Source organism: Candidatus Saccharimonadia bacterium (assembly GCA_035544015.1).
Lineage (GTDB): Bacteria > Patescibacteriota > Saccharimonadia > UBA4664 > UBA4664 > UBA5169.
In genome coordinates this window covers 149,241-163,263 of record DATKIP010000076.1, presented here as the reverse complement: position 1 = coordinate 163,263, position 14,023 = coordinate 149,241, and the positions used below count along the sequence as shown (strand labels likewise).

Annotated in this window: 15 protein-coding genes; 3 read left to right on the top strand and 12 right to left on the bottom strand. The window is 63.2% G+C overall.

The features are described 5' to 3' along the window. Nucleotides 1-231 precede the first annotated feature (231 nt). From VMT30_04560 to VMT30_04550, 3 genes are all read left to right on the top strand, one after another. Entirely contained in the window at nucleotides 232-657 is a 426-nt protein-coding gene (locus VMT30_04560; GenBank protein HVQ44208.1) for a hypothetical protein, read from the top strand. A 76-nt stretch (nucleotides 658-733) separates the two neighbouring features. After that, nucleotides 734-988 carry a hypothetical protein gene (locus tag VMT30_04555; protein HVQ44207.1) on the top strand — a complete coding sequence of 85 codons (255 nt, stop codon included), beginning with the start codon at nucleotides 734-736 and terminating at the stop codon, nucleotides 986-988. A gap of 518 nt (nucleotides 989-1,506) precedes the next feature. Beyond that, a complete protein-coding gene (locus VMT30_04550) occupies nucleotides 1,507-1,872 on the top strand; it encodes a hypothetical protein (protein HVQ44206.1) in 366 nt (121 codons plus the stop codon). A gap of 97 nt (nucleotides 1,873-1,969) precedes the next feature. Here the strand turns inward: VMT30_04550 and VMT30_04545 are convergent, their stop codons facing one another. From VMT30_04545 to VMT30_04490, 12 genes are all read right to left on the bottom strand, one after another. Next, nucleotides 1,970-3,277: a hypothetical protein gene (locus VMT30_04545; protein ID HVQ44205.1), complete on the bottom strand. Its 1,308-nt coding sequence runs from the start codon at nucleotides 3,275-3,277 to the stop codon at nucleotides 1,970-1,972. Nucleotides 3,278-3,326: 49 nt separating this feature from the next. Continuing rightward, nucleotides 3,327-3,761, bottom strand: a complete 435-nt coding sequence (locus tag VMT30_04540) for a hypothetical protein (protein ID HVQ44204.1) — start codon at nucleotides 3,759-3,761, stop codon at nucleotides 3,327-3,329. Nucleotides 3,762-3,773: 12 nt separating this feature from the next. Then, nucleotides 3,774-4,541, bottom strand: a complete 768-nt coding sequence (locus VMT30_04535) for a triose-phosphate isomerase (GenBank protein HVQ44203.1) — start codon at nucleotides 4,539-4,541, stop codon at nucleotides 3,774-3,776. A gap of 20 nt (nucleotides 4,542-4,561) precedes the next feature. Beyond that, nucleotides 4,562-5,767 carry a phosphoglycerate kinase gene (locus VMT30_04530; GenBank protein HVQ44202.1) on the bottom strand — a complete coding sequence of 402 codons (1,206 nt, stop codon included), beginning with the start codon at nucleotides 5,765-5,767 and terminating at the stop codon, nucleotides 4,562-4,564. Between the two features lie 445 nt (nucleotides 5,768-6,212). Beyond that, nucleotides 6,213-7,625 carry a pyruvate kinase gene (pyk, locus tag VMT30_04525; protein ID HVQ44201.1) on the bottom strand — a complete coding sequence of 471 codons (1,413 nt, stop codon included), beginning with the start codon at nucleotides 7,623-7,625 and terminating at the stop codon, nucleotides 6,213-6,215. A gap of 29 nt (nucleotides 7,626-7,654) precedes the next feature. Next, on the bottom strand, nucleotides 7,655-8,242 hold the full coding sequence (locus VMT30_04520) for a hypothetical protein (protein HVQ44200.1): 588 nt from the start codon (nucleotides 8,240-8,242) through the stop codon (nucleotides 7,655-7,657). A 485-nt stretch (nucleotides 8,243-8,727) separates the two neighbouring features. After that, nucleotides 8,728-10,359, bottom strand: a complete 1,632-nt coding sequence (locus VMT30_04515; GenBank protein ID HVQ44199.1) for a hypothetical protein — start codon at nucleotides 10,357-10,359, stop codon at nucleotides 8,728-8,730. Between the two features lie 122 nt (nucleotides 10,360-10,481). Beyond that, entirely contained in the window at nucleotides 10,482-10,829 is a 348-nt protein-coding gene (locus VMT30_04510; protein ID HVQ44198.1) for a hypothetical protein, read from the bottom strand. A gap of 144 nt (nucleotides 10,830-10,973) precedes the next feature. Beyond that, the gene (locus VMT30_04505) at nucleotides 10,974-11,402 is read right to left on the bottom strand and encodes a hypothetical protein (protein HVQ44197.1); all 429 of its coding nucleotides are present in this window, start codon (nucleotides 11,400-11,402) and stop codon (nucleotides 10,974-10,976) included. A 195-nt stretch (nucleotides 11,403-11,597) separates the two neighbouring features. Next, nucleotides 11,598-12,098 (bottom strand): hypothetical protein, encoded by a 501-nt coding sequence (locus VMT30_04500; protein HVQ44196.1) that lies wholly within the window; start codon nucleotides 12,096-12,098, stop codon nucleotides 11,598-11,600. A gap of 152 nt (nucleotides 12,099-12,250) precedes the next feature. Then, entirely contained in the window at nucleotides 12,251-12,661 is a 411-nt protein-coding gene (locus VMT30_04495; GenBank protein ID HVQ44195.1) for a hypothetical protein, read from the bottom strand. A 60-nt stretch (nucleotides 12,662-12,721) separates the two neighbouring features. Then, entirely contained in the window at nucleotides 12,722-14,020 is a 1,299-nt protein-coding gene (locus VMT30_04490; protein HVQ44194.1) for a UDP-glucose/GDP-mannose dehydrogenase family protein, read from the bottom strand. Between the last annotated feature and the right edge of the window lie 3 nt (nucleotides 14,021-14,023).

The following is a 14,023-nucleotide window of genomic DNA, read 5'->3' as shown; positions in this document are numbered from 1 at the left end:
TTTGTCCGGGATCATCGTGGCCCTGACCGCGCTTTTGATACTGGCAAATGTAGGCAGTAGTAGGGGAGTCTCGGCCGAGGAGACAACCCGTCCGGGTGGGCGCCTGTCCGGATGGACGAGGGCGATCGTCGTGGTTCTCGTTATCTGCCTCATCTGGTGGCTGGCTTCGTCGTCTCGGAGCCCCGGCCGGTAGCTCCGGCAAAAATCGTCAACTGTTTCAGGAGGAGTCCCATGCTGTCTAAGCCGGTTTCTCACTTCACCATACCGTCCGCCGACTCACCGGCCACTGCCGAGCAGTTCATCCACGAGACGCGAGAGGCGGCGGCGAACGGGAGGGAGTTGTTGCGATTCGTCTGGCCCGATGGGCCGGGAGACACATCGGGGTTCTGGGCGCTGTTTTACCGATTGGCGTACCAGGGCCACGGCTCAAACTCGATGGGTGCGCCGGTCGCGGAGCACACTGTGTACGGAGGCGGGCACAATTACACCCGTCAGTACCGGCTGCACCCACGGTCGTACGGTGAAGACGTCGAGGCGGGGTCGCACGTGATCATCTGCTCGCTCCACTCAGACCGGGTTGGCGCGGTGGAGGTAAGGTTGGAGTACCGCCAGCGGGACGACGGCAGTTTCATTATGGCGAGACTGACTTTCTCCTAGAGGAGTCCCGGATGGGATGGAGAGAAATCCCGGTCGCCGGCATCATGTCGCGTGGCGCAGTCGATAAAGACATGGTGTGAGGCACGCGGCAGCCATGTTCGAGCTCGAGGCCGACGCTCTGCCGCCACACTCGTACGAGTGCAATGGAATGTGGTTCGTGAACCTCATGGTCACCGACGTCATTCCGGTGGCGGATGTCCCCGGCGGCGAGGACCAGGCCGATGAACCCATGACGACGGTGGCGTACACCGGCACCGTCGATGGAACAGACGTCAAGGTCCAGCTCAGATACGTCGGCGAGATGTTTGACCGCTTCCTCGCCGAAGAATAACCACCCGTGAAGGAGGCTGCTTGCCGGAACCCTTCGCGGGTTTCGTGCGTTGTCGGGGTTAATTTTTTGGGCGGGTGGGCGTTGACTTTTGAGCTTGGGAGAAGCATGATGTCCAACGGTGCCGCTGGACCATAAGCGTAATTGTCTAGTGCATCAGAGAATGTTCGGATCCAGTCGACCAGAAGGGGACCGTACGTGCCTGGCGGAATCTGGGTTTTGGCTGCCGCGGTAGTCATACTCTACAAGATCATGAGTTGGCGAGGAAGAAGAGGTCGGGGCGCCCCCCATAGTCAACGAGGGGTGCGCACCATATGGAGGCTGCTGTTGTTTTGTGTCTTCGCTGGCCTTTTCTGGTTGGTCCTATTGGTGGCGAGCTCGGCGCCGAACCGATAAGCCCCACGAGGCGGTTGCATGGCATCCCCCTCGTGGGGCTCTGCCACATTGACTTATTTTGGTTTTGTTGTATTATATTTTAGTCTGATAGTTCGATATTCGGCTGCGGCCGATCGTTCCTGGAGGTGGTTCCCATCAGTCTGCCCGAGATTCTTGCCTACGCGGCGCTTCCGCTGCTAATCGGTGGAGGCGCAACGTTCGCCCTCACACCGGGCCGGAATGCCCGCGGCGGTGCCTGGCTGATCCTGGTCGGCATCCTCACGGCTATCGCGGCTGGCATCATGCGCCTCGTGGCGGGGAATTCCGACTGGGCCGCCTGGGGCTGTGCCCTCGTCTTCGGCGGCTTGGTCCTACTGCTTGGCTCGGGCATCTTCGAGCCGATCCTGCCCGGGTGGCAGCCAGCGAATCCACCGCGGCGGCCGTCACTACGGTGGATCGCCGCCGGGCTGGTCTGCATGGCAATCGGGTTGGTGCTCATTATCACCCAGTAGACGTTCTCGCTACCGCGAGAGCGTCACAGGCTCCGGCCTTCGTTTATGACTCGTTGTCGTAGACGGAGGTCCGGAGCCTTCGTCATGGGCGGGATTATTATTTAACGTCGAGGCAAGTGGGAACCGAGGTGCCTTCGAGCAGGGTTTGCAGCGCGAGTTTGCGAGTACCGGTGGCGCCGGGGGTAACGCCAGGGCCGGAGCAAGCGCCACCGGGCCAGTAGCGGATTTGACCCACGGTGATGGCGGCATCTTTGGTAATGACGTAAGGCTGGCCGGTGGTGGGGTCGGCGGCGCTGACGGAAACGGCCGGCGGGGTTACGGCGTAGAAGCCGCCGGCGGCAGTGGCTTTGTAAGCGGCGGCGTAGGCGGCGAGGTCGGATTGGCGCTGAGCGTTGGCGGCGGCAGGATCGGGCGTGGGCAGAGCGGTCGGCGCGGGGGTAGCAGTGGCGTCGAGCACCGACGAATCGGCCGAGCTGGTTTTGGGCGCGGGGGTCGGTGTGGGGCTGGCTTTGGTACCCGGCACCCACGAAGGCAGGGTGGGCTTGGCGATGACGGCGTACGCCGCGGCACCGCCGATCACGAGCAGCACGACAAACGTGATAATGAGGGCGACTGTGCGGCCTTTCGAGAGAGGCTGGGGGTGCGTAGCGGGCTGGACTGGCGCGCCGCCGGCCGGTGCGGGCGCCGCGGGAGGCGGAGGCGCAGGGGTCGGCGCGGTGTCGGCGACCACCGGGACCGGCTCGGCAACGGCGGCGGGCGGCGGCGTGGGTACGGGCGCGGGCGCCGGCGGGGGCATGGGTTGGGCGGGTGGTTCGGGGGCTGGCTCGGGTTCCGGGGCTGGTTCGGGCTCGGGCGCTGGGTCGGGCTCGGGTGCGGGCTCGGTGTCGGCGGTCTGGTCGCCCTCGTCGGCGGCTGGTTCATCTGCCGGCTGGGGCTCCGGCGTGGCGCCGCTCAGCGCGGTGGCCACTGCGGGGCTCGATGATAAAGCCGTTTGCGGCTCTGGTTTGGGATTATTTTCGATTTCGGCAATGGATTTCTGCAGGACCTCCTCGACTGCCTCGCCTCCCGAAACTTCGGCCACCGCGAGCTTAGGGTCCTCCGCCTCGGGCGTGGGGTCGTCGGTGGGCTTGTCGTGGTTTTCGATTTGTGGGGCGTCTTCGGGCTTTGGCTTGGCGGCGTCTGTGGTGGCATCCGGCATGGTTTTGGTCTCCTCGATATCGTCAGATTTGGCCCGGGGGCTGGCGGCCGGTGCGGCTGCGGGGGCCGGGCGCCCCAAAACCTCGGGCAGTTTGGCTTCGGTCTGGGCTTTATCGGCGTCGGTCAGCGTTTCCATATGCCCGCATTCGGGGCAGAGCCAGCCGGCCTTGGATTGCACCATGTCGTTGCCGCAATTTGAGCATTTCATACTAACCAGCATACCATACCACTTATGCTAGGTACGAATGGGCTAATTTTTAAAAACGAGGGCTAATTTCGAGGCGGTCGAGGCCGTGTTCTTCGAGCTCGGTGCGGTAATGTTCCTCGAGCGGGCGCAGCTCACCCAGATCGTCGTCGCGATTGAGCTGTTCGACTTCCACGCCGCGTTCGCGGGCTAGATCTCGCTGCGCCAGCCGCTCAGTGAGTTCATCCCAGAAAACATGATCGTCGTAATCGAGAATATATTGGTCGTAGAGGCGCTGGGTCCATTCGGCTTCGATGAAGTGTTCGCCGGTTTCGGCATCAAGCCCGATGTCGGGAAACTTGTGCGCGGCTAGCAGTTTTTCCACAACGCTCGAGGCGGCTTCGTCTTGAAAGTCGGGGTCGTGCTGGGCATTAATCATCCATTCGCCCAGGTAGGCGAGCTCGATGAGCTTGCGAAAATCTTTAACTGTTAGCTCGGGTTTTACCACAATGGAACTATTTTACAGGCTTTGGACGGTTTTGACGATTTTGGCGAACGATTCGTAGTTGAGGCTGGAGGTGCCGGGCAAGAGGCCGTCGACGTGATCCATTTCTAGGTAGGCCCGGCAGTGGTCGGGGTCGACACTGCCGCCGTAGAGCAGCCGGACGCCCGCGAGGCCGCCTTCGCCGTAGAGTTCCTCGAGGGTGGTGCGGATGGCGCGGTAAGCAAAACGGATATCGTCGGGGGTGGCGGGGCGCGGCGGATGGCCGTCGTGGTGATTGATGGCCCACACCGGCTCGTAGGCGATGACCAGGCCGGCAATATCGTCGGCCGTGAGGTTGGCGAGCGCGGCCGTGAGTTGATCGACCACGACACGCTCGGCGAGGTTGTGCTGGTGGTCGTGGAGATTTTCGCCGATGCACAGCACGGGCGTGAGGTTGTTGCGCACCGCAGCGGACAGCTTGGCGGCGATGAGCGAGTCATCCTCCCCCATCGCCCGGCGCTCGGAGTGTCCGACAATGACGTAATCGGCTAGGCCGGCGAGCATGGCGGGAGAGATTTCGCCGGTGTAGGGGCCGGAATCGAGGTAATGGACGTTTTGAGCGCCGAGCTTAAATTTCTTGCGGTCGAGGTCTTTGGCCAGCGGGTAGAGATCGATAGCCGGCGGGCAAATGACGATTTCGGTGCTGGATTTGGCTTCAATGTGCTCATCGAGCCGGCGCATGAGCAAGCTGGCCTCGCCCGGGCCCAGGTTCATCTTCCAGTTGGCAACTATGAGGCGCTTCATCTTCTTCGCTATAGTAACGCTTATGCCAATTGTTTGTCGAGCAGGGCGTCGACGCAGGCCAGGCCTTTGCCGCTCATGAGCTCGAGGCTGGCGCCGCCGCCGGTGGAGACCCAGGTGAATTGGTCGTGCAGGCCTTCGCCGTCGATGAAATCGGCGGTGTCGCCGCCGCCGATGATCGAGACGGCCTTGGACGCGATGATGGCGTCGGCCATGGCGCGGGAGCCGGCGCGAAATTCTTTGACCTCGGTGATGCCGAGCGGTCCGTTCCAGATGACGGTGGATTTGCCGTCAAAATCGAGGAAATCGTAGATTTCGGACTTGAGGCGGGCGCCGTAGTTTGGGGCGGCATCCACGATATACTCTTTGGCGCCTACGCCGGCTAGGGGCGTTTGGTGCAGGTTTTTGGCTTCGGTAAGGCTTTCTGAGACCATGACGTCGGCCGGGAGCACGAGGTGGGTGTTTTCGCTCTCGGCTATGGCCAGGAGCTTTTTGACGTCGGCTTCGGCGTCGCGCTCGGCTACGCTGAGGCCGATATTGGTACCCTGCACGAGCGCAAACGTGTTGGCGATGGGGCCGGTGAGCAGCATGGCGTCGACTTTGGGAATGAGGTTGGTGAGAATCTCGAGCTTGGTGGAGACTTTGGCGCCGCCGATCACGGCCACGAGCGGGCGGTTGGGATGCTCGACGGCCCCGGTAATGGTGTCGACTTCGCGCTCCACCAGCAGGCCGGCCACGGCGGGCAGGTAGTGCGAAATGCCTTCGGTGGAGGCGTGCGGGCGATAGGAAGCAAAGGCGTCGTAGACGAAGATGTCGCCGAAAGCGGCCAGCTGCTTGGCGAAGGCGGGGTCGTTGGCTTCTTCTTCGCGATGGAAGCGCACGTTTTCGAGGCACAGCATGCCGCCGAGCTGGAGGGCGGCCACGGCTGCTTCGGCTTCGGGGCCGACGCAATCGGACACGAATTTCACTGGCCGGCCCAATACTTCGGCAGCTTTTTGGGCTACTGGTTCGAGGCTAAATTTGGGATCAGGCTTACCATCGGGGCGGCCGAGGTGGCTCGCGATGACTATTTTGCAGTTTTTACTCCAGAGGTACTCCAGGGTGGAGCGGGTGGCTTCGATGCGAAAGGCGTCGGTGACGGCGCCGTTTTCGACCGGGACGTTCCAATCGAGGCGAGCGAAAATGGTTTTATTTTGGACATCAATGTCGCGGATGGTTTGCTTGTTCATATGGTTAGTGTAGTGGATTTTTTGACTACTGTCTGTTTCGAAGCACGCTCATGGATAGGGTGTAACGGAATCCGAGGATTTCTGGCGAGTGTGAGCGTAAGTAATTGAGAAACCCTCGGATTCCGTTACAATGGCACGATGCGTGAGTCGGAAGGAGCGTCATGACAGGTCCACTGGAGTCGACAAAGTTTTATCTATTATTGGCCTTGGCAGAGGGACCCTTGCGGGGTGCGAGTGTGCGCCGACAAATTTTGGAGGACACGGTTGGAATGTATTTGGCAGACGGGACGTTGTATGAAAGTTTGGCTAGCTTGGTCCGAACAGGGCTGCTCGAGCGAACGGACACAACTTACCGGCTCACCGACAAAGGCCGGCGGCGGTTGGAGCTGGAAGCGCGCACGTTGGGGCGAGCTGTGGAATTGAGCCGGGCTCGGCTGGGTTGGCGCTAGGCGACCTTGATGACAACCTTGTCGGTGCCGCCGATGAGTCCTGGCTGATTGCCAGAAGCTACGACGGCGTTGTCGCCTTTGTGAATGTTGCCGGCGGATTTGAGCAGGCGCAGGACGTGGTCGGTGGCGTCTTCCATGGATTCGGCGAGATAGGATTTGCCGCCCCAGACGATAGCCATTTGGTAGTAGACCCGCTCGTGATCGGTCACCATGATGATGGGCACGTTGGGACGCAGGGCGGAAATGTTGCGGGCGGTTTGGCCAGAGCTGGTTTCGGCCACGATGACTTTGGCGGGCAGCTGATGGGCCAGTACCACGGCGGCGGCGGAGATGGCGTTGGCGGGTTCTCCGCCCACAAACTCCACGTGATCGCCCATGTGGACGTGGTTTTCTTCGCGCTCGGCATAAAGGATGACGCGCTTCATCATGCGCACGGTTTCGACCGGGAAGAGGCCCATGGCGGTTTCGCCGGAGAGCATCACGGCGTCGGTGCCCTCCATGACAGCGGTGGCCACGTCTGACACTTCGGCGCGGGTGGGTTGCGGGGATTGAATCATGCTCTCGAGCATTTGAGTGGCCACGATGACGGTCTTGCGATGATGCTTCGCCAGCTCGATCATGCGACGCTGCACAGCGGGTACGGCCTCGGGCATGGTTTCGACGGCCAGGTCGCCGCGGGCCACCATGAGAGCGTCGCTAGCGATCACGATCTCTTCGAGGTTGGCGACGGCGGCGGCGGTTTCGACCTTGGCAATCACGCGCAGATCGGAGCCGAATTTGGCTAGCCGCTCCTTGAGACTCAGGATATCTTGGGCCGTCTGAACAAAGGAGAGGGCGATGTAATCGGCCTTGGCCTTCACCGCGAATTCAATGTCGGATATGTCCTTGGAGGTGAGGATGTCGCCGCCAAGATCAGAGTCGGGTAGGTTCATGCCTTGGTTGGAGTAGAGGAGGCCGGGCGTGAGAACTTGGCCGGTGATAAGGCCTTTTTCGATTTTGTGAACTTCAATCTGGATCATGCCATCGCGCAGAAAAATGCGCTCGCCTTTTTTGAGGTAGCGCGAAATATCATGTTGCACGGGAATGATGCCAGTGGAGTCAAACGTGGCTCCATATTGGAACCGCACCAAATTATCGCGGACGAACGGCAGGCCGTCGGCCGGCAAAGTGCCGACGCGGATCTTGGGGCCCTGAAGGTCGGCGATGACGGCGACGGGGCGCTCATGCTTGGCACTGAGTTTGCGGGCAATCTTGAGGACTTCGCCGTGCTCCTCTTGGGTGCCATGCGAAAAGTTAAGGCGGAACGCATTAACCCCCGCAAGCATGAGTTGTTCCAGTACTTGCGGGGAGTTAGAGGCGGGGCCAATGGTGGCGATAATTTTGGTGCGTTTGAATGATGCAGCTAACATTTCTTTAGTGTAGCACCATTTGAGACCGACTAGGGGTGCAGGATATCGTGGATAGCCTTGCGGAAGGTCCTGAGCGCGTCATTAATGGCATCGCGGTAGGTGTTGCGGGCGGTTCGGATGCAGGCGCGGAAGGTGTTTTGATTGGACAGGCGACCAGAAGCGGTAGCTTGCGCGACCATGAGCGCTTCATCGCCGTCGAGACGCGATTGGAGCTGGGCATTGGCGGCCTTGAACGTGGTATCGAGTTTGGCGTCGGAACTGAGCGCAGCGGGACTGGCGGCTTTGGCGCTGAGATCACCTATAGCGCTCGTGGAGGATGAGCGGAAGTTGGACACGACGGTGGACTGGCCGCCTAGGTGATCGTCGACACACTTCTGGATGTCGGTCTGGAATTTGTCATTGGCAGCAGCGAGGGCTTGATTGAGGGCATCAACGGCCGCCCGGATTTGCTCGGCTATGCCGCCGTAGCCGTCGCGGGCAGCGACGGGCGTGGTGCTCCGGTCGGCCTGCGCGAAGCCTACTACGCCCACGGTGGCAGTGACGGCCACCAAGCTGATGGCGAACACCGCCTTGGCGATTATTTGTCGGTTGATGCTGGGACGATTAGTGTTGGCCATATTGGATCACCTCCTTGCCTGCGAGGAGGCGGACCCCCTCTCAATATCTGTATGCTTTAATTCTACTATAGCCTGGATCGTGCCAACCACCAACAGCTCAAAGACGTAAATGGCGGCGTTGTGTGCGAGGCCGGACTGCCCGAGTGCGCTAAACACGGGGATGGAGACTAGGATAACCAGAGCAAGAACGAAACTTGTGCTGCTGGGGATCCGGCGGCTGACGACTACCGCTAATGCATATACCGCGATGGCTGCCTGCCCAAACATGGAGCTGGCGGCGGCGCCGAAGGCCAGCGCGGCGATGAGCGGGTACTGGGCCAGATTCCATAACCATCTCTGTGATCGTCTGGTGCGTGGCCGGGGCTGGACGGGGGACGCTTGATGAACACGCCGTGGCATCCCCGCAGGCACCGGCAGCTGACCTCGACGCACCGGCGCGGGGCGTACCGGACGGTAAATGTCTCCGGAAATGCCGGGCGGTGCAGTCATGGGATGGCCTGGTATAGCTGCCAATCGGGGGTCTCCGCGACTAAGGTAAGATCGCTCTGAGCGCGGAGCCAACCGTAGTTTTGCCAGTCCGACACCTTTATGAGCACAACGTAGTGTACCCCGAGGGCCCGTAATCTAGAACCGGCATTATGCTCAAAAAATCGGCGATCTATGACATCATTTTGTATTTTATTGACAATGCCTAAATCTGAATCGGGAGGTACACCGGGCAGCTCGGGGTCGTTCGAGACAATACCTGGACGGTCAAAAAACTGCGCTGAGGGGTTGGCAACGGGACGATGGGCGAAATCGAGGTAGATATATTGATGCCATGGCAACATAAGTGTGTCGGGATGTCCGGGCGGGGCTGCCGGCAGAGCGTTCAGCCGCGCATTGAGATCGGACCAGCCGGCGGGATAGGCCGTGGCGGTGAGCTGGCCGGCCGCTCCCCACGGCAGCAGCGGCGCCCAGGCAAACACCAGCACGGCCGTAGCTGCCAGGAGGCCGCGCCGCCAGAAGGGCTGGAGCCGAGTGCCGGCAGCGGCCAGCGCACCGGACGCCAAGTAGGCATAGGCCAGCGCGATGAGCGCCGCCCACTTTTGGGGCTCACGGTAGCCGCGATAAAACGGCAGGTGATCGACGAGAAGGTGCGTGAGCGCCGCGGTGGGCGGCCAAGCGACACCAATGGCGAGCAGCCAGGCCAGGCTAGCCGCGACGGCCAGTGCCAGCCCGAGCCGATCGCGCCGGCGCACTGCTAGCACGAGGCCGATGATGGCTAAGATGAGTATTGTGGCTGCAGCAAGCCAAAACCATGCGCCCGTGCTCGAGCCGGGCACCACCAGGCCGGTGCGCTCGCCCCAAAAGCCCTGGAGCGCGGCCACGGCGGCCGGCGCGCCGAGGGGGCCGGCGGTGGTGCGGAAGGCCTCGAACTGCCCGGCGTCGAAGCCGGCCACGGCGCGGGCTGCCGCCGAACGGTGCAGCAGCCAGGGCACGAGCCAGGCGCTGGCGGCCGCCAGCCACAGGGCCGTGGCCAGTGCCAGCCAGCGTCCGGTGTGCGGCCGCCACCCTCGGCCCCAGGCGCTGGCGGCGATGACGGCGGCGAGCAGTAGCGCGGCCATGGGCAGCAGGTGCAGCGACGCCATGCCCAGGCCGACCGCCCAGGCCCCGAGCACCAGCGCCCGCCGCGCGCCGGGACGCTCAAGGAGCCGCAGCAGGGCATCCACCAGCCAGGGCAACAACGCGTAGCCGGCCAGCACGAGCCATTGGCCGGCCATGAGCCGTTCGTAGGTGAAGGGGTTGACCACGTACATGAGGCCGGCCGCGTAGGCCGACCAGCCCGGCGACCGACGCGCCGCCAATCGCCACATGCCCACCCCCGTTAGCACCGGCAACCCCACGAGCACGAGCTTCTCGACCACCCAGCCCGGCAGCACCACACTGAGCGCTCGAATGAGCCACCACAGCGGGGCGGTGTTGCTGAGCATATCGGAAGCAGCCATGTGCGGACCCCAGCTCAGATCAACCGTGAGCACATACCCCGGCAGCAGCAGCGGACCGAGTACGATCAGGGCGAGTCCCAGAAACACTAGCCACGGCCGTGCGCGAATAATTTGAGAGGAATGATGCATGCAGACAGTGTACCAAAGACGTAGCCCCCGGCCTCCGCGGTTGCGGATACCAGGGGCTTACCGTCAGGGTGTTGTGCTTGTGGCGTGAACATTGAGCGGACGCGTGGGTTTGTTGCGTGGACTCAGGCTCGCGGGGCCAGCCGGTAAGCCCGAGGGCCAAGGCTGACCGGGGTGCCCAGGGCACTCGCGAAGACGGTCGAGACCGCCTGGAGGAGCCGTCCCGTGACGGCTCCGACATCAGCACCGTAGAGCACGGTGAACTCGAACGTCCGGTTATTCACCACGTTGAGCCTCATTACGGCCGCTAGGCCCGCAGGCTGTCGATGGAGCTGCACGAGGATTGCGGCGTGGATGTCGGCTACCGTCAATCCGACAGTAGCGCGGAGTGTCCCACCGTCGGTGGAAGGCTCTAGCTCGATCTCGACCGGCTCGGTTTCGACATGTTCGGTCCCTCTTTCCAGGGTAGTCATGAGCCTGTGCTCCTTTGCACTCGTTCTGACGACGGCGAAGGTAGTTTCGCCATTTGGTTATTATACTACTAATGCTTCCTGGAATCAACTTTGGCTTAACAGACTCAACCCCCGGCGCAACGTGCGCGCCGGGGGCGGGTCGGATCAGGTTTGGTCGGGGGGCGGGAGCGGTGGGGACGGCGGCGGGGTGACGGCCGTGTAGATTGGGCCGATCCTGGCGGGCTCAACGAGCCGGTTGTGGTTGAATGCCCGAATGGCGACGCCGGTGATGGCGTCACGCATTTTCTTGCGGACGGTTTCGGGCCTCAGGCGGCGGTCGGGGGGCCACTCTTCCGGACGCAGGAAATATACGACCGTGAGCTGGCCGAGATTGGCGGTAACTCCGGCCAGAGCGTTGAGATACCCTCCTAACGCGGCGGCGGTGGGATCAGGAATTTTGTACGCCTCGACCGGTTGAGCGGGCTGTTGCCCGGTGGAGTCGGCGAGGAAAAACGTGAACCTGCCACCGTGCGGGCCGGTGTCTCCGCCCCACATCTGGTGAAGGCCGACGAGTGGCGTCAACGAACCCCTCACTTCTGTGATCCGACAGATGCACAGCGGTTGCTGCGGACGACCATTATGGCATTTAATATGCCGGCGGTCAATGGGTCCAGAGCGCTGCCCCCAACATGACGGATCCCCGGCGCACGATGCGCGCCGGGGATCATCGCTAGATTGAGGGACAAGGGGTCGGCAGGGTTAGGGCCGAGCGATGTGGCGAAGCTCAAACTACCGTCGCGTCCTCTGTACGCCGGCGACGGCGTCGCTACCGGGTGCCGCGTACGTGCGGAGGGTGAGGTTGACGATGTGGTCGGGCAAGTCGTCGTTGAGCAGCGCAGCCGCCACGGCAGCTTTCACCGATTCCAGCATCGAATCGGCGCGAGACCAATCCAACACAGTGCCGGCCGGCCAGCCCAACAGCTCGGGGACCGGCGCCGGCAGGGGCTCGCCCACGGGGCCCGGCAACTGGAAGCTGAATGCTTCGGCCGACACCGCGACGAGGCAGGCGGCGGGGTGGGCCTCGAGCACGGCGGCGACGCGGCTGGCGAGCGCCGGCGTGAGGGGCTCGCCGATCACCTCGTAGGCGGCGGTGATGACCACGGGGTCGTCATCTGGCCCGCACGAGGGTAGGGGTTGGTCGAGGTGCGTGCGGGGGAGAAATGGAGCAACGGTCTCTCCCAGCGTGCAGGCGAACCGGGGCTCGCCGTTGGGGCTGGCAAACATGTGCATCCCCTCCAAGCGGGTATCTAGCGGAATGAGCGGCCAGACGGCCGCTGCTGACTCAGCATTGTACTATTTTTGGCTTTTGTCAAGCCGCAAAACAGCGTAGCCCCCGGCGCAACATGTGCGCCGGGGGCATTCGCCAGATCTGGTTGGAGGGGTCAGCGGGGGCGGGCGGTAATCGGCTCGATGGGGCTCACCAGCACCGGGAAGCCGTCGGGGGCCTCGCGCTTGCGGTCGCAGAGCAGAGTCCGGACCCCCAGATTCACGACGGCCGCCAGGTGGAGGGCCTCAAAGCGGCCCATGGTGGACGACCGGATGCCGCCGCTAGCCAGGAGCTGCACAACCCTGGGGGCCAATCGCTCCCCCTGCGCGCCCCGGAGGGTGTACCTGAGGCTGTTGGGGTTGACGTCGAAGTCGACGACCACAGCGTGGCAGTCGTGGCCCAGGAACCACTCCAATGCCTCGATCGTGGGCTGGCCCCACACCGAACTGGGCCTGAGCACGCCGACGTAGGCGCCGTGCACCGGCGCCTCTGAGGGCACCAACTCGGGTACGAGACTATACGGCATGGCCGTCTCCAATCTGACGAATGTACAAGCAGCGGGACGCTGCGTTATTTCATTATGACATTAAGACCGCTTATGGTCAAGGTGGCCGACGCCCACAATGTGCATGGTAAAGCCAAAACCGGTGTAGGCCTCGGCGTCGAGGAGCCGGCGGGTGTCGAGCACGCGCCGGTGCGCCAGGCGCTGCGCCACCTCGGCGGGGCTCACGGCGGCAAACTCGGGCCACTCGGTGAGCACCGCCAGCACGTCGGCGCCGTCGGCCGCCTCGAGGGCGCTAGCAGCCGCGATCACGCCGGCGGGCGCCGAGGCGGCGGGGTCGTAGGCGGCCACGGTGGCGCCGGCTGCCAGCAGCGCGGCGATGACGCGCAGCGCCGGCGACTCGCGGGTGTCGTCGGTGCCGGCCTTGAAGCTCAGGCCCCACACCGCCACGCGGGCACCGGCCAGCCGGCCGCCGGCGAGCCGCCGCACCAGCTCTACCATGCGCTCGGTTTGGGCGGCGTTGGCGCGCACCACGGCCTGCATCAGTTCAAATTCGTACCCCACCGAGGCCGCCAGCCCCATGAGTGCCTGCGTGTCCTTGGGAAAACACGATCCGCCCCAGCCGGGTCCGGGCTGCAAAAACTGCGGCCCAATGCGGCTATCGGCGCCCACCCCGGCCAGCACATCGTGGGCGTTGGCGCCGAGCTCCTCGCTGATGGCGCTGATGGAGTTGGCAAACGATATTTTGGTCGCTAGAAAGGCATTTGAGGCATACTTAATGAGTTCGGCAGTGCGCGCGTCTACGAGCATCACGGGGGCCTCGACGCCGCCATACAGCCCAGCCACCACCCGAGCCGCTGCCGGGTCGGCCGAGCCGATCACGATGCGGTCGGGGCCCAAAAAGTCGGCCACGGCAGTGCCTTCGCGCAAAAATTCGGGATTGGACGCCACGGCCACGTCGGCGCGGCCCAGTGCCTGCGCCACCCGCTCGGCGGTGCCCACCGGCACGGTGGATTTGTTGACCACCACGGCGCCGGGGGCGAGGTGATCCTTGATTTCGGCCGTAGCCGCCATGAGGTAGCTGAGGTTGGCCGAGCCGTCGGCGGCCTGCGGGGTGGGTACACACATCATCACCACGCGCCGGTCCCCTACCACTCCGGCCGCGCCCACCACAAACCGCAGCCGGCCAGCCGCCACGCCGGCCTGCACTAATTCCTCGAGGCCGGCCTCCATGATAGGCATGTGCCCAGCCCGCAATTGTTCAATTTTGCGCTCGTCCACATCCACGCACACCACATCGTGCCCCAGGCTCGCCAAGCACGCCCCCGTGGTGAGGCCAACATATCCGGTTCCAATCACAGCAACATTAACAGAAGATTTCACGAA

Excerpts from the sequence above, each read along its gene's own strand:
- VMT30_04560 (HVQ44208.1), top strand. The coding sequence starts at position 232 with ATGCTGTCTAAGCCGGTTTCTCACTTCACCATACCGTCCGCCGACTCA.
- VMT30_04545 (HVQ44205.1), bottom strand. The coding sequence starts at position 3,277 with ATGAAATGCTCAAATTGCGGCAACGACATGGTGCAATCCAAGGCCGGC.
- VMT30_04535 (HVQ44203.1), bottom strand. The coding sequence starts at position 4,541 with ATGAAGCGCCTCATAGTTGCCAACTGGAAGATGAACCTGGGCCCGGGC.
- VMT30_04530 (HVQ44202.1), bottom strand. The coding sequence starts at position 5,767 with ATGAACAAGCAAACCATCCGCGACATTGATGTCCAAAATAAAACCATT.
- pyk (HVQ44201.1), bottom strand. The coding sequence starts at position 7,625 with ATGTTAGCTGCATCATTCAAACGCACCAAAATTATCGCCACCATTGGC.
- VMT30_04520 (HVQ44200.1), bottom strand. The coding sequence starts at position 8,242 with ATGGCCAACACTAATCGTCCCAGCATCAACCGACAAATAATCGCCAAG.
- VMT30_04515 (HVQ44199.1), bottom strand. The coding sequence starts at position 10,359 with ATGCATCATTCCTCTCAAATTATTCGCGCACGGCCGTGGCTAGTGTTT.
- VMT30_04510 (HVQ44198.1), bottom strand. The coding sequence starts at position 10,829 with ATGACTACCCTGGAAAGAGGGACCGAACATGTCGAAACCGAGCCGGTC.
- VMT30_04500 (HVQ44196.1), bottom strand. The coding sequence starts at position 12,098 with ATGCACATGTTTGCCAGCCCCAACGGCGAGCCCCGGTTCGCCTGCACG.
- VMT30_04495 (HVQ44195.1), bottom strand. The coding sequence starts at position 12,661 with ATGCCGTATAGTCTCGTACCCGAGTTGGTGCCCTCAGAGGCGCCGGTG.